Here is a 19,255-nt window from a genome sequence, read left to right as displayed (position 1 = left end):
ATAGCAGCTGGCTGATGAACGTGCCGAGCATCTCCCGCAGCCGATCTGGATACGCCTGCGCGAGGTGGTCTTCGAGGAAGCGGGCAGGGTCGATATCGTGGGGTGAGACGGTCATCGTCGGGGTCCTTTCGAGATGGATGTGAAGAGTTCTCTCGAAGGATCACGCGGTGACCGTCGCTACGTCCGCAGCGACACGGTCACCCGATCCGTACACCACCTTGCCGGACGCCACCTCCAGCGTCATTGCAGCCTCCTTTGGTCCTCGGTGGAACGCGAGACGGTTTTCCACGACGAGTGGTGCGATCGTCCTGCGAATGCAGGCCCGGTGAAGGCCGCGCAAAGCCCCAGCGCAATCCAGCGGAAGACACGCGAAACACCCACGTCTGGTTGAGGCTTTACATCAGCCACCGGCGGGTCGGCCGACGTTGGACGTCATGCCGATCAGCCAGCCCGCGGCGCGTGCTTTCTGGATCCAGTCTGAGGCGGTGCGCTCCGGGACGTCGAGCTGAAGTGCGATGGTGGTGATGACGTAGCGGCCGCGTTCGGCGAGGTAGTGCGGTTCGAGTGTGGTCTCCACGCCCGCCGTGTCGTCGACGGCTGTTGCGATAGGACCGGGCGCAATGCGCAGTGCGGACCCGACCGGCTGCGTCGCGCGCTGCGCGGACATTGTCTTGCCGTCGAGTGTCTTCACGTCGACCTTCACCCCCTTAGTTCGCCTTACCGCACATGCATTCCGCAGATTGCTTCTGACTGACTATACGACTTAGGAGTGTACTATTGTCAAGGCCCTAACAAGTTCCGCAACAACGAGATGGTCGTGCGAGCGATCGCTGTGGCAAACCAGAAGGACGGCGTCGGCAAGACGACCGTCACGATGCAGTTGGGTGCGGCGCTCTCGCGTCGGACAACTCGGCGATCCCGCAGCCTCGAAGTTGCCCAGGTGTAGAGCCTTGGTCATCGGCGTACGCGCCCCGTGCTCGAGTACTCGCCCCCGCGGCGCCAGCCGCGGCCGGGGGAACCAGCTCAGCTCAAGGCTCTCTGCCAGGCCACGTATGTGGGGCGCGATGCTCCGCATCCCTCGGGCTAGTCGGGATGAATGTGGCTCCGGTCGGTCAGCAGTCGATCCAATCGGGTGGTCTCCGACGCGGTGAGGTTGTACCCGTGCTCGGGCTGCGGGTATGCGAGGCTGCGCACGTCGTCAGCGTATGCGGTCACCGCGGCGATCATCGGGCCGCGCAGTTCGGCGTAGCGCTTTACGAAGCGGGCTGCGTGGCCGTCATAGATGCCAAGAATGTCATGGAAGACGAGCACTTGCCCGTCCGTGTTCGGCCCTGCGCCAATCCCGATGACGGGTATGTCGAGACGTGGCGTGATCGCGTTCGTTACCGCAGTGGGGATCGCTTCGAACACGATTGCGAAGCACCCCGCGTCCTGGAGTTCTCGGGCACTGTCGTGGATGGCGAGGCCTTCCTCGGCGGTGCGCCCCTGCGATCGGTACCCGTCGATCGTGGCGGCGGTCTGGGGGGTGAGTCCGACGTGGCCCATGACGGGGATGCCCGCTCCGATGATGGCGCGGGCGCGGTCGACGGAGGATCCTCCGCGTTCGATCTTGACGGCGTCGCACCCGGTCGATTTGATGAACCGTTGCGCGGTCGCGATGGCCTGCTCGTCGGAACCCTCGTAGGAACCGAAGGGGAGGTCGGCGACCAGGAGTGGGGTCGAGAGGCCACGGCGCACCGCGGCGGTGAGCATGAGCATCTCTTCGACCGTTACCGGCACCGTGCTGTCGTATCCGAGTACGGTCATCGCGGCCGAGTCGCCGACGAGCACGACGTCGGCCCCGGCGGCTTCGGCGATCTGTGCGCTCGGGTAGTCGTAGGCGGTGACCATCACGATCGGCTCACCGGCGGTCTTCTGCGCCGCGAGGCTGGCGATAGTCCGCCGTGCGCGGGCGTTCGACGAACTCACGGGGACCGACTGAGCGCTCATGAGCGCACGGCCGGCGTTCGCAGGACGGCGACCGCGTCGTCGACGTCGATGATGCCGTTGCGGTGATCGACGTGCACCACGATCGGGTCGTGCGAGTCGACCTCGTCCTCGTCGTAGTCGGCGTAGGTCAGTACGATCACGAGGTCGCCGTGGTGGACGAGGCGCGCTGCCGCGCCGTTGATCTGGATCTCACCGCTCCCGGGCGTGCCGGGGAGCGCGTAGGTCTCGAAGCGGGCGCCGTTGTCGATGTCGAGCACCTGCACCTGCTCGTGGACGCGGATGTCGGCCGCATCGAGGAGAAGGGGGTCGATCGTGATCGAACCGACGTAGTTGAGATCGCTGTCCGTGATGGTCGCACGGTGGATCTTCGATTTCAGCATCGTGCGTCGCATTAGCGGGTCGCCTCCAGGATTCGGTTGTCGATCAGGCGTGCTCGTCCGACCTGCGCAGCGACCGCGAGCAGCGCCGAGTCGCCGACGCTGTCGAGGATGCGGAGATCGTCGGGTGAGCGCAGTTCGAGGTATTCCGGGTCGATGTCCGCGGCAGCCAGGACGGAGCGCGCTGCCTGGAGCACCGTATCCGCTCGCGTTTCTCCTTGAGCGACGAGTCTGGCCGCGGCATCCAACGCCCGATTAAGTGCTGTGGCGCGCTCACGCGCGGCGGGATCGAGATAGACGTTGCGTGAGCTCATCGCGAGGCCGTCGCGCTCGCGCACGATCGGGCAGGCCACGATGCGCACGGGAATGTTGAGGTCCCGGACCACCCGGCGGATCACGAGCACCTGCTGCGCGTCCTTCTGCCCGAAGTAGGCCGAGTCGGGTGCGACGATGTGCAGCAGCTTGGTTACGACGGTGGCGACGCCGTCGAAGTGCTCTGGCCCCCGAGCCGCCCCGCATAGCACCTCGGTGATCCCGGAGACGTGCACGGTCGTCGCATATCCGCCCGGGTAGATCTGGTCTGCTGGGGGAGCGAACAGGATGTCGGCGCCTGCCCCGTCGGCGAGTTCCGCGTCGCGGGCTTCATCGCGCGGGTACGCGCCGAGGTCTTCGTTCGCGGCGAATTGGGTCGGGTTGACGAAGAGCGACACGACGACGAGATCAGTCTCGGCGCGAGCCTGACGCACGAGCGACAGATGGCCTTCGTGGAGGGCTCCCATGGTGGGAACCAGTCCAACGTTGCTCCCGCCGTCGCGAGCGTTGCGGAGCGCGTCGCGCACCTCGGCGATGTCGCGGATGATTCTCATGCGGTGGCCCTGCCCTTCTTAGCGAGCCCCCGCGTGCTTTCGCACAAGACGTCGAACAGCGGGAGCACCTCGGGAGATCGTCCGGCGATCGCGTCGCGCTGCCGGGTTACCGTGCGTTCGTCGCCCCGCGACACCGGACCGGTGAGCGCCGCCTCCGGGCCCCGCACTGCCCAGTTTTCGATCGTGCGGCGCACCAATGGGGCGAGGAGCGCACGCGCCTCCGCCGGGGTGAGCCCTGCGCCCGCGGCGACATTTTCGGCCGCAGCCAGGAGGGTGACGGTGAAGTTCGACGCGATCGACGCGGCGGCGTGATACGCGGCCCGCTGGTCGTCGGCGACCGGGAACGCGTGGGCGCCGAGCAGGTCCGCCAGCTGCTGGGCGACCGCGAGGGCATCGACGGACTTCCCGGCGATGGCGCAGCCGATCCCGCGGAACGCGTCAGGTCCTTCGTCGCCGACGAAGGTTTGCAGCGGGTGCCACCCGAAGTCCACGTCAAGCTCGGCAAGGGGGTTCGCTCCAGACACGGAGCCGATGAGAGCCGCCGAGCCGTGAAGCATGTCGGCCGCGCCAGCGATCTCTCCATCGGTCACGCACAGCAGGACGACGTCCGCCGAAGGGACGGTCTCGCCCCTCATCATCGGCCCGTGCACGACCGCTCCCGCAGCACGGAGTGCGCGCGCGAGCGGACGCCCGAGTCGCCCACCGCCGACGACGGTGACAGTCATGGGGGCGGTGCGTGGGTGTGAGGGAAGGGGGATCATGTGTGGATGGCCGAGCGACACAGCTGACCTGTGCTCAGTATCGATGGTTTATGCACCAAGTGCAAAAGCAGGGTCACAGCTTCCTGAGCAGTACTCTCTCCACCGCGTGGTCTGACCCCTTGCGGAGGATGAGTCGTGCCCGCTGTCTCGTCGGCAGTACATTCGCCTGGAGGTTCGGCAGGTTGATGCCGTTCCAAAACCCCTTCGCGGTCTGAATCGCCGCTTCGTCGGTGAGGTCGGCGTACACGGTGAAGTAAGAGTCCGGGTTGCTGAAGGCGCCCTGTCTGAGGGTCATGAATCGGTCGATGTACCAACGGCCGATGTCGTCGGTGTCGGCATCCACGTAGATCGAGAAGTCGAAGAGTTCGCTGATCGATACGCCGTCGGTGTCCCGGGGAGGTTGCAGCACGTTCAGGCCTTCGACGATGACGACATCCGGCCTGCTCACCGTCACCCGTGCGCCATCCACGATGTCGTAGTGAAGGTGGGAGTAGACCGGGGCCTCGACTTCGGGTGCACCGCTCTTGACCTGTCGGAGGAACTGAACGAGCGCGCGGCGGTCATAGGACTCGGGGAATCCCTTCCGCCTCATGAGCCCCCGGCGCGCGAGCTCGGCATTCGGGTAGAGGAAGCCGTCTGTAGTGACGAGTTCGACGCGTGGCGTGTCGGCCCAGCGACTGAGCAGATCCCGCAGCAGCCTGGCGATGGTGGACTTGCCGACCGCCACTGAACCGGCGACGCCGATCACGAACGGAGTGGCGGTGGGAGGTTCCCCCACGAAGGCGCTCGTCCGGGAGTCCAGAGCTCTGGTGGACCGTGCGTAAAGGCTGAGTAGCTTGCTGAGCGGGAGGTAGACGTCGCGCACCTCGTCGATGTCGAGGTGGTCGCCGAGTCCGCGCAGTTGCGAGATCTCCCGCTCGGTCAGGGGCTGCTCCATCCCCGGTGCCAGATCTGCCCACTGGGATCGTTCGATCTTGCGGTACAGCGTCCGTGCGGGCGCGGCAGGATCGACGGAGCTGATCATGGCACCATGGTCTCGAGCGGACCGGTGCTCGGGTTTCAACTCACTCGCGGTCGAGCAGCTCGACCACGCGGTCGAGGATGGCGTCGGCCACGACGCGCTTGCTGCCGGAGACCTCGGCCACGACCGCCCCGGATGCTGCGAAGATGAGTGCCTCGTTGTCATCCGTGCCGAACCCCTTGTCATGCCCGACGGGGTTGGCCACCAGGAGGTCGGCGGGTTTGCGGGAGAGCTTCTCGCGGGCGAGCGTCACGAGCTCGTCGCGATCCGCCGCCGTTTCGGCCGCGAATCCGACCACGACCCGCCCCGGCACCGGATGCGAGACCAGCTCGCCGAGTACGTCCTTTGTGCGGACGAGCGCCAGCTCGAGCGTCTCCCCGTGCGCGTTCTTCTTGATTTTGCGGTCAGAGACCTGCGCTGGGGTGAAGTCGGCGACGGCTGCGGCCATGACCACGACCGATGCGGTGCCCGCCGCGGTGCCGACCTCGCGGGCCAGATCAGCGGCGGTGTGCACGTCGACTGTGTGGAGACCGGAGTTCTTGAGAGCTGCGGCGGGTTCCGCATCCATGTGCGCGGCAATGACTGTCACCTCGGCCCCACGCGCGGCTGCGGCGAGGGCGATCGCGACGCCTTGTTTGCCGCTCGAGCGATTCGCGAGGTACCGCACCGGATCGATCGGCTCGCGGGTGCCGCCCGCGGTCACGAGGACCCGTCGCCCGGTGAGATCGTCGGATGCCGCGCGCGTCACGACAGTCGATGCGGCAGCGATTGTCGCGGACACGATGGCGTCGGGCTCGCTCATTCGCCCCGGCCCGATGTCGTTGCCGGTGAGTCGTCCCGAGTTCGGTCCGACCAGAATCACCCCGCGAGCTCGTAGAGTGGCGATGTTCGCGGCGGTCGCCGGGTGTGTCCACATCTCGGTGTGCATTGCTGGGGCCACCACCAAGGGTGCGTTGCTGGCCAGCACCGTCGTTCCCAGAAGGTTGTCGGCAATGCCGGCGGCGAGCTTTGCGAGGGTGTTGGCCGTCGCCGGAGCGATCACGATGACGTGCGCTTGTTGCCCCAGACTGACGTGACGCACCGCGGCCACATCGTCGAAGATCGACGTGGAGAGCGGGTTCCGGCTGATCGCCTCCCACGTCGGCGCGCCGACAAACCGCAACGCGGACTCGGTCGCGATCACCCGTACGGAATGCCCGGCCAAGACGAGGTCCCGCACCACCTGCACGGTCTTGTAAGCGGCGATGCCACCTGTCACACCTACGACGATGTTTAATGATTGGCTCATGGTTCCTCTATGGCAAGGGTGGACACGCGTCGTCTCATGCGCATCGGTCTGCGATCAATCGCAGACTACTCGACCGCCGAATGCCACAAGCGCGCAGCCCGACGACTGAGCTACACCGTGGGTAGATGTTCGGGATGGGTCGGCAGATGCTCCACGAAGCGTTCCAGTTCGGAGATCAGATACAACGGCTTGGTGCCAGAGAAATGGGGAGCGACGTTGCCGAGGCGCACGTGATGGCGTAGTCGCGAGGGACTCAGCCCGAGGATCGCGGCGGCCGTCGCGTCGTCGACTGCGACGAGGGTCGTGGGGAGTGTGAGGGAATCAACCACCGGCAGGTCGGCCGACATTGGACGTCATGCCGACCAGCCAGCCCGCGGCGCGTGCTTTCTGGATCCAGTCTGAGGCGGTGCGCTCCGGGACATCGAGCTCAAGCGCGATGAGCTTGACGGGCGGCAGATCTGCGAGTGCGGCGATGCCGTACAGGATCTCAATGACCTGCCAGCGCTCGTCCTTCATCCCACGCTTGACGACCGCCTGGGCCATCCACAGCGGGACGATCCGCCGATCGGTGGTCGTGAGGTCCGCGACCGTCGTCCACTTCGCCTGCGCACTGTCATCGAGCAGCAATGCGACACAGTGCGGGATGGCCGCGCGCAGGATCGCCTGTGGGGCGGTGTGCTTCAACCGGTCTTCGCTGAAGTCGGTGGCGATTGCACGGTTGGTGATGGTGGTGATGACGTAGCGGCCTCGTTCGGCGAGGTAGTGCGCCTCGAGTGTCGTCTCTACGCCGGCCGTGTCATCGACAGTGGTTGCGACAAACCCTGGCGCGATACGCAGTGCGGACCCGACCGGCTCTGTCGCGCGCTGCGCGGACATGCTCTTGCCGTCGAGTGTCTTCACGTCGACCTTCACCCCCTTAGTTTGCCGTACCGCACATGCATTCCGCAGATTGCTCTTGACTGACTATACGACTTAGGAGTGTACTGCTGTCAAGACCGTAACGAGTTCCGCAAATAGGAGGTCGCCGTGCGAGTGATCGCTGTTGCAAACCAGAAGGGCGGCGTCGGCAAGACGACTGTCACGATGCAGTTGGGCGCGGCGCTGTCGCGTCGACATCGAGTGTTGGTGGTGGACGTTGACCGGCAGCAGTCGACGGTGTGGTGGTCGGAGAACATCAGGGATCGGTTGCCGTTTGACTTCGCCGGCAACCAGAACCCGAAGGTGCTCACCCGGATGCGTGAGTTGCACGCGGAGTATGACTTCCTCCTGGTCGACACCCCCGGCAGCCTCGAAGACACTCCGGTGTTGGAGACCGTGCTGGACGCGGCCGACTACGCGATCGTGTCGCTGACGCCGGAAGCCCTCGCGGTTGAGCCCACGATGCGGACCATCGCGCGCCTGATCGAGCCGCGCCAGATGCGCCATGCGGTGCTGCTGAACCGTATCGACCCCCGCATCCCTGCGCAGCTGAAGGCGTGGCGAGACCTGCTCGACACGACGTGGGGGATTCCGCGCCTGGACGCCTACCTACGTCAATACAAGACACAGGCTGACGCGCCCGTGCTCGGGCACCTGGTGACCACGGTCCGCGACAACCGCCACACGGCGGGCGCCATCGCCGACATCACGCGGGTCGGGCTCGAGGTGTCCGAACAAGTCGCCCTCACGGGCATCGGGCGGTGGTGACCATGGGCAAGATCGAACTCGGCCAACGCCTGAGTGACGTGCGCGCCCGGATGCAGACAGAGCTGCCGGTCGAGGAACGCGGACTGGCGAAGTTTGCGCGACTGGTGCGTAAGGACGCGCGCCTGCGGGCCGACCAGGATGCCGCACTCTCCACTCTCACCAAAACGGTGATGCGGCGCCGACGCGTCAAAACGGAACGCATCACAGAGAACACGCTGATCCGCGTCGCGATCGATCTACTCCTGGCTCACGCGGACACATTGCGCGGGTCTACGGAAGACGAGCTCCGCCGCTCCGTGATCACCGCACTTCCGAACTCCCGCACTCCGGCAGTCCCGGACTCCGGCAGTGCCCATGTCCGGGACTCGCAAACCTCCGCGGTGACCGACCACGGAGCATCCCGACAGCCAAGGTCTGCCACATCCGAACGCCCCGCCTTCGATAGCTCCCTGGGTCAGCATGATCATGATTCCCGCGCACACGAGACGTGGATGCCCGTCACCTCCGGTCAGCCCGGCACGGTTGCGCGGTGAGGCCATGTCGGACGACTACTGGAACGACGAAGAACCGATCTCCCCGGACGCCGAGGACCTTCGGTTGCAGATCGCCCAGGCCCGCCGGCGGCTGTATGACCGGGAGAAGGAACGCCGCGACGCCCGCCGCGCGTGGTCCCGTGAGTACTACGCGCAGCACCGCGAGGAGTACCTCGAGTATCAGCGGCAACACCGGGCCGCGATACGGCAGAAGGATCCAGAGGCGTACCGCCAGGCAAAGCGGCAACGCGACCAACGGTGGCGCGACAAGCACAAAGACGAGGTCAACGCGAAGCTGCGCGAGAAATACCGGACGGATCCCGAAAAGCACCGGCAGCGACGCCGTGAGCACTACGCCGCCAATGCCGAGGAACAACGGGCGCGGCGCCGCGAGTACTACGCAAGGAACAAGGAAAGGCAGCTCGCGACCCAGCGGGCATGGCGGGACCGGGAGAAACGGCGCCGCGACGCCGGCCTGCCCCCGCGCCGGCTCCACCGGGTGTCCCGAGACGACCGGATAGCTCACAGGGCGGATGCGGACGCGTTCTTCACCCGCGAATGGACCACGGCGGAGCTATCCGAGGCGCTCCGGTCGGTCGCGACCCCACCCGAGCTTGTGGCGGCGTTCAAACGCGACAGTCTTCGAGCCCGCGCCGCCTATCACCTCGCCGAGCAGAAGGAAGAGCTCGCCCGACTGCACAAGGAACTGGACCGCGCCCGGCCCGGCCCCAAGCCGACCCGCACCCTCCAAGCCGTGGAAGAAGCGCGACTGGACGCAATCGGACGTGAAGTCAACGAACGGCTCCGGCATCGCGAACCCGCCCGGCACCCGCACCACCTGGACCCCGCCGCACCGCACCCCATGCTGCAACCGAATCATCCGATGGGAATGAACCGATGACCCTCACCCCGCACATGAATGAAACAACCCTGGTCGATCAACGCGACACGGAAGTGACCCTGTTCCGCGTCGCGATCTCCGCCTTCCTGTACTACCCCGGCAAGCTCAGCGACGAGCCGGGGTACACGATCGACGAGGACCTCGCCTGGTGCATTGCACCGCTCCGATCCCTCCCCGCACGCCAACTCGCCCACACGACGGACACGATCCGAGCCCTCATCATCGACCCGAGTGCCGACCGCCGTGAGTTCATCGCAACCCTCGCAACGCTCGCCGGGGACTAACAGGGAAGGGGCGATGGGAGCGCCGTGCCGTCGAACGATTCGGCGCGGCCCGCGAGCCCTTCCCGGCGGCCGATCGTAGCTCGCTCCGGCCTGCTCCGTTCCGGCCCTGCGGCATATCCTCCCTCGCTGACGCTCAGTCCGGTAATCCTCGGGCCCGGCACTGCGCGCCCCTCCGCTCGCTCTTAAAGCCACTTGCCGGACAGGCGCTACGAATAGTCAAGAAGCGAGGAACGGCCATGAACACGACAACACCGGGCAACCCCGACTCCATCGTCGCCAGGGATCACCTGGAAGACGTCGTCGACCGCCTTGCCGACGTCGTCGACGGGCTCCTCAAGGGCCACGAAGAAGTCAGCTGCATGCTCGAGTTCGACCAGGCCGAAGCCCTCGCTGAGGTCCTCTACGCCGGCCACCACGCCGACGCCGCCGCTCGGCTCATGCATCGTTGGGTGCTCACCGAACCCGACTGGAACGACGACCCTGAGCAGGCAGCGACCGCCCGAAGCTGGCTCGCGATTTCGGTCGCACCCAGCGAGCTCGATGACCTCGACGGCTAGGGCTGAGATTTAGTTGTGCGCGGGATCGGGGCGAGCGCACGCTGCACCGCGTTCGCACTCACCCCGAGCACGCGCGCGATATGCGTGATCGGCCGGTCGAGATTCCGCAACTCCACCGCCATCGCGATCCGCTCCGGCGTCATCACGGTCGGACGCCCCGGCCGCCGCCCCTCCTCTGCAGCCGTCGCCATCCCCGCGCGCGTCTGCAAGCTCGCCAACCGCCGCCGCAACACCTCCAACGCCAACAGCACTTCGCCCGGATCCACCGACGCACCTACCCCTGCGCACAGCGCCGGCTCGCTCAACGACCGAAACCCCACGCCCCGTCTCCTCAAGCCCGCCACCGTCGCAACGAAGTGCGGAACTGCGGATGACAGGTGCGCCGCGCTCGTCACTACCAGAGTGTCCCCGGGATCGAGGCTGTGAAGACACTCCTCCAAGCCTGGACGGGTGCGAGATTCCGCGGGGCCGTCGTCCGTGAAGATCTGCTCTGCGCCCGCGCGGGTCAGCTCGTCGGTATCCGGGGTGGTGCCGGGCAGTAGCTCACGCATGTAACCGATGGCACGTGTCACCGAGACGGGCCCCCACGCTCGGGACCGCCGGGCACGATCACTGGCGCCGCGGCGTCCGTCTGCTGTGCAGGCTGCATCGAGCGCCGCAGCGCCACTAGGTTCGCCACCGTCTTCTGCTCCATCGCCGTAGCGAACTTCCCGTCTGCGGGAATCCGCAACTCCGGAATCACCTCCCGCAGCGACGTCTCATGTAGGTCCACCAGCAACTCCGTCACCCCTCGCGGTAGATCACGACGCGACCGGGCGAACTGCGTCACATGATGCAGCTCACTCAGCCATTGCGTCGCCGCGAATCGACTCATCGGCGCCGACTGCGCAGCTGCGAGAGCAATGCTTGCGCCTCGGAACGGATCATCCCGATCTGAGCCGCGCGCGTCGAAGACCATATCGCCGTCGCGATCGAGGATCGTCAGGCGATTCACCAACGCTCCATCCTCGACAGCTGCGACAAGTGTTCGTGTCGCGTCGAATCCGCGGTCGTGTGCCTCGCGGCTCGTATATCGCGCCGGACTATCGGCCTGTACTTCCCGCAGGTAGCGTGACACCACGGTCAAGAGGCTCTCCGCGCGACGCGAGGCGACAACCACCAAGCGGGTCTCAAAACCCGCCGCGGCGAAGCGATCGGCTATCGCAGTGGCAACGGCGGAATCATGGAATGTACCCTCAAGCAGCAGCGAACGATGGTTCTCTCGTGCGTAGCGAATACAGTCGCGCACCCAGCCCGCCGACGCCCGGGCAAGGACTCGTGCGCCATCGGCCGAACGCGCAGTAGAGAGCTCGCGGAAGGCTGGATGGAATGCGGGTAGCTCATCGCCGCTAACGGCCGCGAGGGCACCGCCATGCTCAGCGAGGAGGGGCGCAATCGCGCGAGACCGGCCTGCCCCTGGCTGGCCGCTGAGGAGAACGAAAGCCCTGGCCCCGCCTATGGTGTCTTGCGGGAACAACAGCGGGAGTATGTCACGCCGCAGGATTTCGCGGTGCTGGTCCTCGGTGATGTCCCCGTCGGTCATCTGGATGCTCCCGAGAGTTCCCTGACTCGAGCATCGATCTGTGCCGCGAGGGCGTTCACCCGTGCGCGATCGTACCCGTCGATTGTCAGGAGATCGCGGCGGAGCTGTGTGAGTTCCAGTCGCGCGCCGTCTGGCGCTGACACATCGGAAGACGCGGCATAGGTTAGGAGCGCAGTGAGCGTTGACGCCGACTCTCGCAAGAGTTCGTACGCCACGACATCGTTCGCCCGCCACGACGAGATCTCAGTCACCATTGCCTCCGCGCCTATGCTAAGCCCGGCGCGGTAAAGGGTAGGACGGGAGTTTCGGAATGTTCCCGCAGAGTAGAAGTTGCGCGAACCCGCGTGCGTAACCGACTCGGCACCGACTCTTCAGAGGCAGATGACAAGTTGCTCCGTCGCGGCCTTGCTACGTGATCCAGACGAGCCCCCGAGAGTGGAGTGATTGGTAGAGATGGATTCGACCGTGACGGACTCGAAGTAGTCGCGAGCCAGGACGTGGAGATCGCGACCCGCCTGGTTCAGAAGCCCATTCTTGGGGTAGCTGAGAACAATGGGTTTGCTTGAGGCAGCCGAGATTCTGAGTAATTCGCGGATGCTCGTCTCTACTTCGGTCTTCCGTGAAAACCCAGACACAAACGTGTCTGCTCGGACCCGTCCTGATCCGCGCGAAGTCGGAAAATCATACTTGTAGAGGGTTTCGTACAGGTGATAAAACCGACCATATTGATCGCGCGTGTACGGCGGGTCTGCGTAGATGACTGACGCATCGGTGGCTCCGCCGGATCTGAGAAGGGTGAGCGCGTCAACCGTCGTTACTCGCGTCGTCGCTCGCCAACTGGCGAGGCTGTGAGGTTGATTGACGGTGCCGACCTGCCAGAACTTTTCGGTAACGCTCTTGCTCCAGGCTCGCACGACTCGGCCATAGCCGCCGGAAGGGGTTGGTTTAAGAAATTGCGCGGAATGTCCTGGGGAGTTCAAGACGGCCGATATCGACGTTAGCCATTGCGACATGAGGGCGTCGCGCACAGACTGATCCGGGTAGGAATCGATCGCAAAGCGGAGCGCATCGACTTCAATCGCCTGATGCAGACTCAGGTATCCCGCGGAAAAATAGAGCGAAGCCAACTTGTATCTAGCGACGCCAGCGCAGGTTGATGCGTCGACGGCGGCCCGGCGAGCGGTGGCTGAGGTACCCACGTGTTTCGCGCGTCGAACATAGCTTTGCAGCTTGGCGACGTCGCCGTTCAACGCAGCCGTCTCGATCTCGAGTTGAGCAGAGAACTCTTGGGTCAGTCGATCTCGGGACTCTTGCATCGTTGCATCGAAGACTCCGCGATCGAGGGCAGGGGGGGAACTCGTCGGTCCGAAGCGTGCTCGGAGCATTGCACCGACGAACTCGGAAGCATCATTCAGGTAGACGGGGCGCTTTCCAACGAACTCATCTGCCACACTCCCCATCCCAGCAAAGAGATCAAGGATCGGCCCGTCCTCACTGATGCTCTCCACGGCTTCTCGCACGGCGCCGGAAATATGGCGCTTGGTGCCCATATAGCGGATCATCGATGCGATTCCGATTCTGCGACACACTCCCGAGCGGCGCCTTGTCAGCCTTGTGCTCTCAGCACTATACGATGAGCCCGTGCCGGAGAACGACGGCGGGCCGGAAGGCTTGACAGTCCCTGGGGATAGCGAGCCGCTCATCTCGATACTTGTCGTGTCCGACCTTCACGCGAGCAGTAGCGCCCCCGGCGACAAGGCTGGATCGTGGATCACGACAACTACGACGCGGGATGAACGCAATCACCCGATCGTTGGCTTGCGACATGTGCTTGAACGCGAAAAGTTGTTCCCTACGTTGCTTCTCTGCGCTGGTGATATCACCGACAAGGCCGACTCAGCCGCGCTCGTCGACGCGTGGCGAGACGTCAATGACCTTGCCGGGAGTCGTGGGTCGACGCTGATCGCGACAGCAGGAAATCACGACGTGGATTCCCGCGGTGGCACCGAGATAGATCCTCGAGGAGTCTTGTTCGATCTCGCGCCGCTCTTCCCTCACGACGCCGATGCGTCACGAGCGGACTATTGGTCCAGAAATTACTGCATCATTGACGCGGCAGCCCCTGCCGATGACGGGCCGATCCCGTGGCGTGTGGTCGCCGTCAACTCAAGCGCATTCCACGGTCTCAGCTCCAAGCAGGGGGAAGAGCTGGACCACGGACGGGTTTCGAAGCGAACGACCAACAGGCTGGAGAGCGATCTGCAGGGTCGCGCGCCAGCACAGATTCAAATCCTTCTCTTGCACCACCACGTCGAACAGCTGCCTGACGTCGACACTGACGAGCATGGCCAAGTTCGAGAGGCGGAGCACCTTCTGGCCATGTTGGAACGAACGGGGCCATGGCTGGTGGTACACGGACACAAACACGGGCCCTGACCCCAGTTCTTGGACACGCTGAATCCAGCATTTTGCTGGGGAAGCGAGATGATCAGAATCATGGTTAGGAAGAACTACTCCGACGGGTTCCGGCGGCAGGCCGTGGACTTGTACGAGTCCACTCCCGGGGCGACGGTGCGTGGCATCGCCGCTGATCTCGGGATCGAGCGCGGCACGTTGCGGCTGTGGCTGGAGCGGCACGGGACGGGCCGGAAGACGGCTGCGGACGGCACCGCCGCGCGCAGCCCGTTCAAGGCGTCGGCGACCTCGCCGACGGCGGATGCGGGGGCGGATGAGACGCCCGCGCAGCGCATCGCACGCCTGGAGGGGCGGGTCGCGCAGCTGGAGGTCGAGCAGGTCAAGCTCGTCACCGAGCGTGAGATCCTGCGGCAGGCGGCCAAGTATTTCGCGGGGGAGACGAACTGGTGAACCGCTTCCAGTTCGTTGAGGACCTCTCAGCCACCTACCCGGTGAAGCGGTTGTGTCAGCTCGTCGAGATCACGAGGTCCTCGTTCTACGCATGGCGGGCCGGCGCCGCCGCCCGGCGGGCGCGCGCCGCGGAGGACGACGTTCTGGCGGGGCGGATCCGCGCCGTCCACGAAGGCGACAACACGATGGGCGCGCCACGGATCACCGCCGAGCTCAATGACGGCGCCGCGCCGTCCGAGCGGGTCAACCGCAAGCGGGTCGCCCGCGTGATGCGAGACAACGAGATCCACGGGTACCAGCGCAAGCGGCGGGTGCGCACCACCGTCCCCGAGCCGTCGGGACAGGTCGTCCCCGACCTGCTGAAACGGGACTTCACCGCCGAGGCGCCGAACCAGCGGTATGTCGGCGACATCACCTATCTGCCGCTGGCTGACGGGCAGAACCTGTATCTGGCGACCGTGATCGACTGCTGCTCGAGACGGCTGGCCGGGTGGGCGGTCGCGGACCACATGCGCAACGAGCTCGTCGAAGATGCGCTGCGTTCGGCGAGGCTGACCCGCGGCAGGCTGACCGGGTCCGTGTTCCACTCGGACCACGGATCGGTCTACACCTCCAAGGCCTACGCGGGACTGTGCAAGCGGCTCGGCGTGACACAGTCCATGGGCGCGGTGGGCACGAGCGCTGACAATGCCCTCGCGGAGGCGTTCAACGCGACGCTCAAGCGCGAGGTCCTGCAAGACCGGGCCGTGTTCGCCGACGAGGCCTCCTGCCGTCGCGAGGTGTTCCGGTGGCTCGTGCGCTACAACAACACCCGCCGCCACTCCTACCTCGGCTACATCGCGCCCGTCGCATTCGAAGCCGAACTCACCGCCGCTACGCTACCGATAGCGGCATAATCCCACCCCGTGTCCAAGAACCGGGGGCAAGGCCCCACCGCCCATATTTTCAGTACGCCCGCGGCGGAGCCGGCAGCGCGGCTGTGTTCTCGGCCGCGAGTATGGCTGCTTTCGCCTGGGGCCAGACATCCTCCATCGCTAGCAATCAGGTCCATCTGATCACGCTGTGGGATCCCTCCGATCAGGGCGTCCCAACGCTGGGTCTGGCTGCACAGTTCCGTTCGTGGTCATGGCGGCCAAGTATCGGGTGGGCAGAAGCGGAGGGCGCGGCAGGCTGGCCCGGGCGAGGTGGATTCGGATGGCGGATCGATCCCGCCGCTCTCGCCAGGATGATCAAAGCAGCCGGACTCGGACCTGGATTGGCGCTTACGGCTGCGGACCTGAAGATGCGGCACCCAGAGCTCCCATTCCTCGCCCCCAGCGACATCGAGAACCTTGCGCGTCAGCTGGATAATCTCGGGATCGCCGTCGCTCGGGACTCAAGTGGCGAGATAGTGGAACTGAGGGCCAAGATCCCTGATGTGAGCGGAGTGATCGCGTGAGCGTGCGAGGGTTTGTTGGCGCAGACCGATCACTCACGTCATTTAATGCGCGAACGTACTCGGCGCAGCAGGTCGCCGCTTCGTTCGTGCCACCCGAGTCATTCTTTACGCTGGTTAATCCGGTGCACTCGGTGCTCTCGGGTCCGCGAGGTTCAGGCAAGACCACGTTGCTGAAGATGCTCCAGCCGGAGGCGCTCGAGCGATGGCACCATACGCAGGCGGAGTCGATGGTTGGCGCGATCGACTACACCGGTGTGTTCGTTGCAACTGATCGGATCTGGAAACAGCAGCTCGAGCCGGACACGGACGAACTTGATCGGCTCATTCGCGACGTGATCGCGGAGTCTGCGTTCGCGACGCAGGTCGCGCGTGAACTCGTCACGACGATGGCTTGGCGCGCCCATAGCATTCCCGAAAATACGCCGCATCATGCGAGGGCCCGACTCACTCCCGCCGACGAGTTGCTTCTTGTCCGGGAACTATCGTCTCTCTTGAGGCTGCGCGTCGAAGTCCCTCGAATCGAGTCGGTTGTGAGCGCTTTGGTGGCACGGTTCAGGGAACATGGCGAGCTCCTACGTAGCCCTCGTGAGATCGACACTCAGCTGCCCGACTGGCTCATAAGAGACACCCTCAGCACAGCGGAAGCGTGTATTCGGCTCTTCAATACCGCCGCGCAGCAGTCCGATCATCAATGGGCGCTGCTGTTCGACGAGATGGAGCTCGCCCCACCAAGGGTGACTGAATCGGTGCTGGACGCCATGCGGGGGAGTCAGTCTGTGCTCCTGTATAAATTGAGTTTGTCGCCCGTTCAACCGGAGTTCGCTCGGTTGAATATGCCGCTAGCAGGAGTTCACGGGCAGGATTTCGAGCTCATCCGTCTGTCGTCCCAGTACTCGGCGGCACCACGGTTCGCGGAAGACATCATCGAAGCCGAACTCAGAAAACGCTACGTCAATGAGTTGGCCCTCACATCTCGTCGGGTCTTCGGTGCGGGGCGATTCGCGTCGGTTGAGGAGGACGAGGACCCGTACGCAATTGGGTCCTGGCTGTGGAAGCGCTATGACAGCCTGGCGAAGTCGGACGACACCTTTGCTGATTGGCTCGCGAAGAAGGGCGTAGACCTGCACGCACTGCAGGATTTGACGCCCAACGAACGCGCAGCAAAGGTGCGGAAGATCCGAAACATCGTCGTATTGCGCGAGCACTACCGACGCCCCCACCAGACGGGTCGCAAGTCGCACGATCTCTACACGGGAGCGGAGGGGTTGGCGACACTAGTTGATGCGAATCCCCGCCTATTGATGGCGCTGCTCGGGCATGTCTTGCCACGGGACCTACCGCGCACGCTTCCGCTCGACCGCGCGGCCCAAAGCGCGGCCATCGACAGTGTCATTGATCGATTCCTCGCGCTGTTGAGGTCTCAACCAGCAGTACAGGGGGACGACGGACGCCTGTTTCAAGTCGTAGACCTCGTCGAAGCGATTGGAAAGGAACTCGGGCGTCGACTCATTAGCGGACCCTTCGACGACAACCCCGTAACTGCGTTTCGAGTCGATCGACGATCACCTCCGCATGTGATCAGTGCCCTCCAAATCGCGCTTAACGTTGGGGCCATTGTTCACCTTCCGGACGACTCAAATCGGCCGATCCCAGATACGCTCGAAGGGGAGCTCTTCCGCTTGTCTTTCGTGCTCGCGCCTCGCTATCGACTGCCGCTGCGGCTTGGCGAACATCGGGGCCTGCGCTCAATCGTTACAAGGGGTGACGCGCGGGCTTGGTACTTCCCTTCGGGCCGCAGCCGCCGGGATCGAGGAGGTCAGGCATTGTTCGACTTCCCGCCGTCCAGAGAGTAGGCCAACATGACTTCGGCACTGCATGCCCAGGTGGCATCGTTTGCGTCAAGCGAAATTGCGCTGATCGACTATGTGGCGGTCGTCTACTCAGTGGGCTACGAAACGCGGTCAACGTTCATTGCGAGCACGGCTAGCCAGGGCTCGCACCTCGTGGGCTTCACTTTCCCTACTCAGCGTGAGGGGCAATTTCAGAAGAACCGCATCTGGGCGCTCGAGCACGGAGCTGTAGTTGAGGTCGAAGCCGAGGATCAGTTTGCACAGCGGCTTCGGAACACGTTGACTGACGTGATCGCGGCATTTCATGGCGCGACGCCGGATGAAAGACCTCGGTTCTTGGTCGACATCTCGTCCATGACGCGTCAACGAATTGCCGACTCGATCCGGATTCTGCATACCGAGTTGGGCGCGGCGGTGGAAGCGCACTGGGTTTATGCCCCTGCAACCTTCGAAGGTTCCCGTGTGGACGATCAGGTTGTCGTTACCAACGGTGCTGTGAGCGGTTACGAGGGATGGGGAGATCCGAGCCTCCCGGTGACCTGTGTGGTCGGGGCGGGTTTCGAGGGTGACCTCGCACTCGGGGTGATCGATGACATCGAACCCGAGGATGTTTGGGCATTCTTGCCCCGCGGGTATTCCCCCAACCATGACGTCGAACTGGACCAGCTGAATAGCTCACTCTTGCACGTGGTCGAGGCGGGCAAGACACTCGAGTATCGAGTTGATCAACCACTCGAAGCACTGCTGCGACTTGACGCACTATTGGGCGGAGAGATCGCAACCCGCCGGGTCGTCATCATTCCGTTGGGCCCCAAGATCTTCGCCTTGGTCGCTTCACTCGTTGCGCTATCAGCCCCTGAGTCGATCACTCTATGGCGGCTCAGTTCTGAATCGAGGCGACAGGCGATCGATCGTATTCCTGATGGCTCAATTGTTGGCTTGTGTGTGACGTCCCAAGGGCCGGAAGGGGCGGACCCCGCCGGCGGCATTCGAGCCCGTGGGTAGTCAGGGCGCGTAGCTAGTCAGGAACCGCAGGCACGAGTCCGCAGTCCAGGGATCGCACCCGGGATCCGAAACCGTGCATTTGTCAGAGTCATTTCTGCTCTGCTGGCCGCACCCCTCGCTTGGTGACTCTTGTGCTCTGCGTGCCCGTTTGCATCGACCGGAGCGTCCGAGTCGTCGGCAATCGGGAGGTTTGAGTCCATTCGAGAGTTCCTGAATCACCTAGGTCGGCCTGTTGCCATCCCAGCCAGCGAT

General features: G+C 64.6%; 22 protein-coding genes. 10 read left to right on the top strand and 12 right to left on the bottom strand.

Annotated elements, in window-relative coordinates; genetic code table 11:
* Positions 1-400: 400 nt before the first annotated feature.
* Positions 401-691: a hypothetical protein gene (locus tag C2868_RS11900; RefSeq protein ID WP_232711341.1), complete on the bottom strand. Its 291-nt coding sequence runs from the start codon at positions 689-691 to the stop codon at positions 401-403.
* Positions 692-817: 126 nt separating this feature from the next.
* Between C2868_RS11900 and C2868_RS17245 the strand changes: the two genes are divergently transcribed.
* Entirely contained in the window at positions 818-946 is a 129-nt protein-coding gene (locus tag C2868_RS17245) for a ParA family protein (protein ID WP_198517666.1), read from the top strand.
* Between the two features lie 137 nt (positions 947-1,083).
* Here C2868_RS17245 and panB read toward each other — a convergent pair whose 3' ends face one another.
* From panB to C2868_RS11860, 8 genes are all read right to left on the bottom strand, one after another.
* Positions 1,084-1,989: a 3-methyl-2-oxobutanoate hydroxymethyltransferase gene (gene panB, locus C2868_RS11895; RefSeq protein WP_036297745.1), complete on the bottom strand. Its 906-nt coding sequence runs from the start codon at positions 1,987-1,989 to the stop codon at positions 1,084-1,086.
* Positions 1,986-2,369: an aspartate 1-decarboxylase gene (gene panD, locus C2868_RS11890; RefSeq protein ID WP_306342095.1), complete on the bottom strand. Its 384-nt coding sequence runs from the start codon at positions 2,367-2,369 to the stop codon at positions 1,986-1,988. Before panD ends, panB begins: the two co-directional genes overlap by 4 nt.
* 11 nt (positions 2,370-2,380) lie before the next feature.
* Positions 2,381-3,232, bottom strand: coding sequence for a pantoate--beta-alanine ligase (panC, locus tag C2868_RS11885; protein ID WP_036297741.1), 852 nt, complete (start codon positions 3,230-3,232; stop codon positions 2,381-2,383).
* Positions 3,229-3,957, bottom strand: a complete 729-nt coding sequence (locus C2868_RS11880; protein WP_232711340.1) for a DUF2520 domain-containing protein — start codon at positions 3,955-3,957, stop codon at positions 3,229-3,231. The genes panC and C2868_RS11880 overlap by 4 nt, the downstream gene beginning before the upstream one ends.
* A 109-nt stretch (positions 3,958-4,066) precedes the next feature.
* Positions 4,067-5,017 (bottom strand): type I pantothenate kinase, encoded by a 951-nt coding sequence (gene coaA, locus C2868_RS11875; protein WP_051513293.1) that lies wholly within the window; start codon positions 5,015-5,017, stop codon positions 4,067-4,069.
* 40 nt (positions 5,018-5,057) lie between these two features.
* Positions 5,058-6,302: a bifunctional phosphopantothenoylcysteine decarboxylase/phosphopantothenate--cysteine ligase CoaBC gene (gene coaBC / locus C2868_RS11870; RefSeq protein ID WP_036297740.1), complete on the bottom strand. Its 1,245-nt coding sequence runs from the start codon at positions 6,300-6,302 to the stop codon at positions 5,058-5,060.
* A 110-nt stretch (positions 6,303-6,412) separates the two neighbouring features.
* Positions 6,413-6,631, bottom strand: a complete 219-nt coding sequence (locus C2868_RS11865; RefSeq protein ID WP_146048055.1) for a hypothetical protein — start codon at positions 6,629-6,631, stop codon at positions 6,413-6,415.
* Positions 6,624-7,214: a hypothetical protein gene (locus C2868_RS11860; protein WP_232711339.1), complete on the bottom strand. Its 591-nt coding sequence runs from the start codon at positions 7,212-7,214 to the stop codon at positions 6,624-6,626. The genes C2868_RS11865 and C2868_RS11860 overlap by 8 nt, the downstream gene beginning before the upstream one ends.
* A 114-nt stretch (positions 7,215-7,328) precedes the next feature.
* Between C2868_RS11860 and C2868_RS11855 the strand changes: the two genes are divergently transcribed.
* The 5 genes from C2868_RS11855 (at position 7,329) to C2868_RS11835 (ending at position 10,263) form a co-directional block, all read left to right on the top strand.
* Entirely contained in the window at positions 7,329-7,988 is a 660-nt protein-coding gene (locus tag C2868_RS11855) for a ParA family protein (protein WP_081766232.1), read from the top strand.
* A 2-nt stretch (positions 7,989-7,990) separates the two neighbouring features.
* Positions 7,991-8,521 carry a hypothetical protein gene (locus C2868_RS17465; RefSeq protein WP_181003461.1) on the top strand — a complete coding sequence of 177 codons (531 nt, stop codon included), beginning with the start codon at positions 7,991-7,993 and terminating at the stop codon, positions 8,519-8,521.
* Positions 8,522-8,525: 4 nt separating this feature from the next.
* Positions 8,526-9,422, top strand: coding sequence for a hypothetical protein (locus C2868_RS11845; protein WP_144238006.1), 897 nt, complete (start codon positions 8,526-8,528; stop codon positions 9,420-9,422).
* Complete coding sequence (locus C2868_RS11840) at positions 9,419-9,706, top strand: hypothetical protein (protein ID WP_036297733.1); 288 nt, start codon at positions 9,419-9,421, stop codon at positions 9,704-9,706. The genes C2868_RS11845 and C2868_RS11840 overlap by 4 nt, the downstream gene beginning before the upstream one ends.
* A 236-nt stretch (positions 9,707-9,942) precedes the next feature.
* The gene (locus C2868_RS11835; protein WP_036297731.1) at positions 9,943-10,263 is read left to right on the top strand and encodes a hypothetical protein; all 321 of its coding nucleotides are present in this window, start codon (positions 9,943-9,945) and stop codon (positions 10,261-10,263) included.
* Here C2868_RS11835 and C2868_RS11830 read toward each other — a convergent pair.
* The 3 genes from C2868_RS11830 to C2868_RS11815 form a co-directional block, all read right to left on the bottom strand.
* Entirely contained in the window at positions 10,260-10,814 is a 555-nt protein-coding gene (locus C2868_RS11830) for a recombinase family protein (protein ID WP_100813238.1), read from the bottom strand. The two genes, C2868_RS11835 and C2868_RS11830, sit on opposite strands and share 4 nt — an antisense overlap.
* A gap of 17 nt (positions 10,815-10,831) precedes the next feature.
* Positions 10,832-11,845 carry a zeta toxin family protein gene (locus tag C2868_RS11825; RefSeq protein WP_036297729.1) on the bottom strand — a complete coding sequence of 338 codons (1,014 nt, stop codon included), beginning with the start codon at positions 11,843-11,845 and terminating at the stop codon, positions 10,832-10,834.
* 371 nt (positions 11,846-12,216) lie between these two features.
* The gene (locus C2868_RS11815; RefSeq protein WP_157811203.1) at positions 12,217-13,395 is read right to left on the bottom strand and encodes a DNA adenine methylase; all 1,179 of its coding nucleotides are present in this window, start codon (positions 13,393-13,395) and stop codon (positions 12,217-12,219) included.
* Between the two features lie 91 nt (positions 13,396-13,486).
* On the opposite strand from C2868_RS11815, the gene C2868_RS11810 reads away from it, so the two are divergent.
* The 4 genes from C2868_RS11810 to C2868_RS11790 all read left to right on the top strand — a co-directional run bounded on the left by C2868_RS11810 (position 13,487) and on the right by C2868_RS11790 (position 19,003).
* Positions 13,487-14,281: a metallophosphoesterase gene (locus tag C2868_RS11810; RefSeq protein ID WP_181003460.1), complete on the top strand. Its 795-nt coding sequence runs from the start codon at positions 13,487-13,489 to the stop codon at positions 14,279-14,281.
* A gap of 60 nt (positions 14,282-14,341) precedes the next feature.
* A protein-coding gene (locus C2868_RS11805; protein ID WP_100813234.1) for an IS3 family transposase occupies positions 14,342-15,606 on the top strand; the annotation gives its coding sequence in 2 pieces (ribosomal slippage) (positions 14,342-14,693 and positions 14,693-15,606; 1,266 coding nt in all).
* Positions 15,607-16,144: 538 nt separating this feature from the next.
* Positions 16,145-18,001: a hypothetical protein gene (locus tag C2868_RS11795; protein WP_144238005.1), complete on the top strand. Its 1,857-nt coding sequence runs from the start codon at positions 16,145-16,147 to the stop codon at positions 17,999-18,001.
* Positions 18,002-18,007: 6 nt separating this feature from the next.
* The gene (locus tag C2868_RS11790) at positions 18,008-19,003 is read left to right on the top strand and encodes a hypothetical protein (protein WP_100812328.1); all 996 of its coding nucleotides are present in this window, start codon (positions 18,008-18,010) and stop codon (positions 19,001-19,003) included.
* Positions 19,004-19,255: the final 252 nt, after the last annotated feature.

It is taken from the genome of Microbacterium sp. CJ77 (assembly GCF_002911615.1).
In the GTDB taxonomy this organism is placed as follows: Bacteria; Actinomycetota; Actinomycetes; order Actinomycetales; family Microbacteriaceae; genus Microbacterium.
This window is presented reverse-complemented; position numbering and strand designations above follow the sequence as displayed.

Bases quoted from the DNA above. Each gene is read 5' to 3' on its own strand.
- panC (WP_036297741.1), bottom strand. From the start codon at position 3,232: ATGAGAATCATCCGCGACATCGCCGAGGTGCGCGACGCGCTCCGCAAC.
- C2868_RS11845 (WP_144238006.1), top strand. From the start codon at position 8,526: ATGTCGGACGACTACTGGAACGACGAAGAACCGATCTCCCCGGACGCC.
- C2868_RS11880 (WP_232711340.1), bottom strand. From the start codon at position 3,957: ATGACTGTCACCGTCGTCGGCGGTGGGCGACTCGGGCGTCCGCTCGCG.
- coaBC (WP_036297740.1), bottom strand. From the start codon at position 6,302: ATGAGCCAATCATTAAACATCGTCGTAGGTGTGACAGGTGGCATCGCC.
- C2868_RS11840 (WP_036297733.1), top strand. From the start codon at position 9,419: ATGACCCTCACCCCGCACATGAATGAAACAACCCTGGTCGATCAACGC.
- panB (WP_036297745.1), bottom strand. From the start codon at position 1,989: ATGAGCGCTCAGTCGGTCCCCGTGAGTTCGTCGAACGCCCGCGCACGG.
- C2868_RS11815 (WP_157811203.1), bottom strand. From the start codon at position 13,395: ATGGGCACCAAGCGCCATATTTCCGGCGCCGTGCGAGAAGCCGTGGAG.
- C2868_RS11825 (WP_036297729.1), bottom strand. From the start codon at position 11,845: ATGACCGACGGGGACATCACCGAGGACCAGCACCGCGAAATCCTGCGG.
- C2868_RS11835 (WP_036297731.1), top strand. From the start codon at position 9,943: ATGAACACGACAACACCGGGCAACCCCGACTCCATCGTCGCCAGGGAT.
- coaA (WP_051513293.1), bottom strand. From the start codon at position 5,017: ATGATCAGCTCCGTCGATCCTGCCGCGCCCGCACGGACGCTGTACCGC.
- C2868_RS11790 (WP_100812328.1), top strand. From the start codon at position 18,008: ATGACTTCGGCACTGCATGCCCAGGTGGCATCGTTTGCGTCAAGCGAA.
- panD (WP_306342095.1), bottom strand. From the start codon at position 2,369: ATGCTGAAATCGAAGATCCACCGTGCGACCATCACGGACAGCGATCTC.
- C2868_RS11830 (WP_100813238.1), bottom strand. From the start codon at position 10,814: ATGCGTGAGCTACTGCCCGGCACCACCCCGGATACCGACGAGCTGACC.
- C2868_RS17465 (WP_181003461.1), top strand. From the start codon at position 7,991: ATGGGCAAGATCGAACTCGGCCAACGCCTGAGTGACGTGCGCGCCCGG.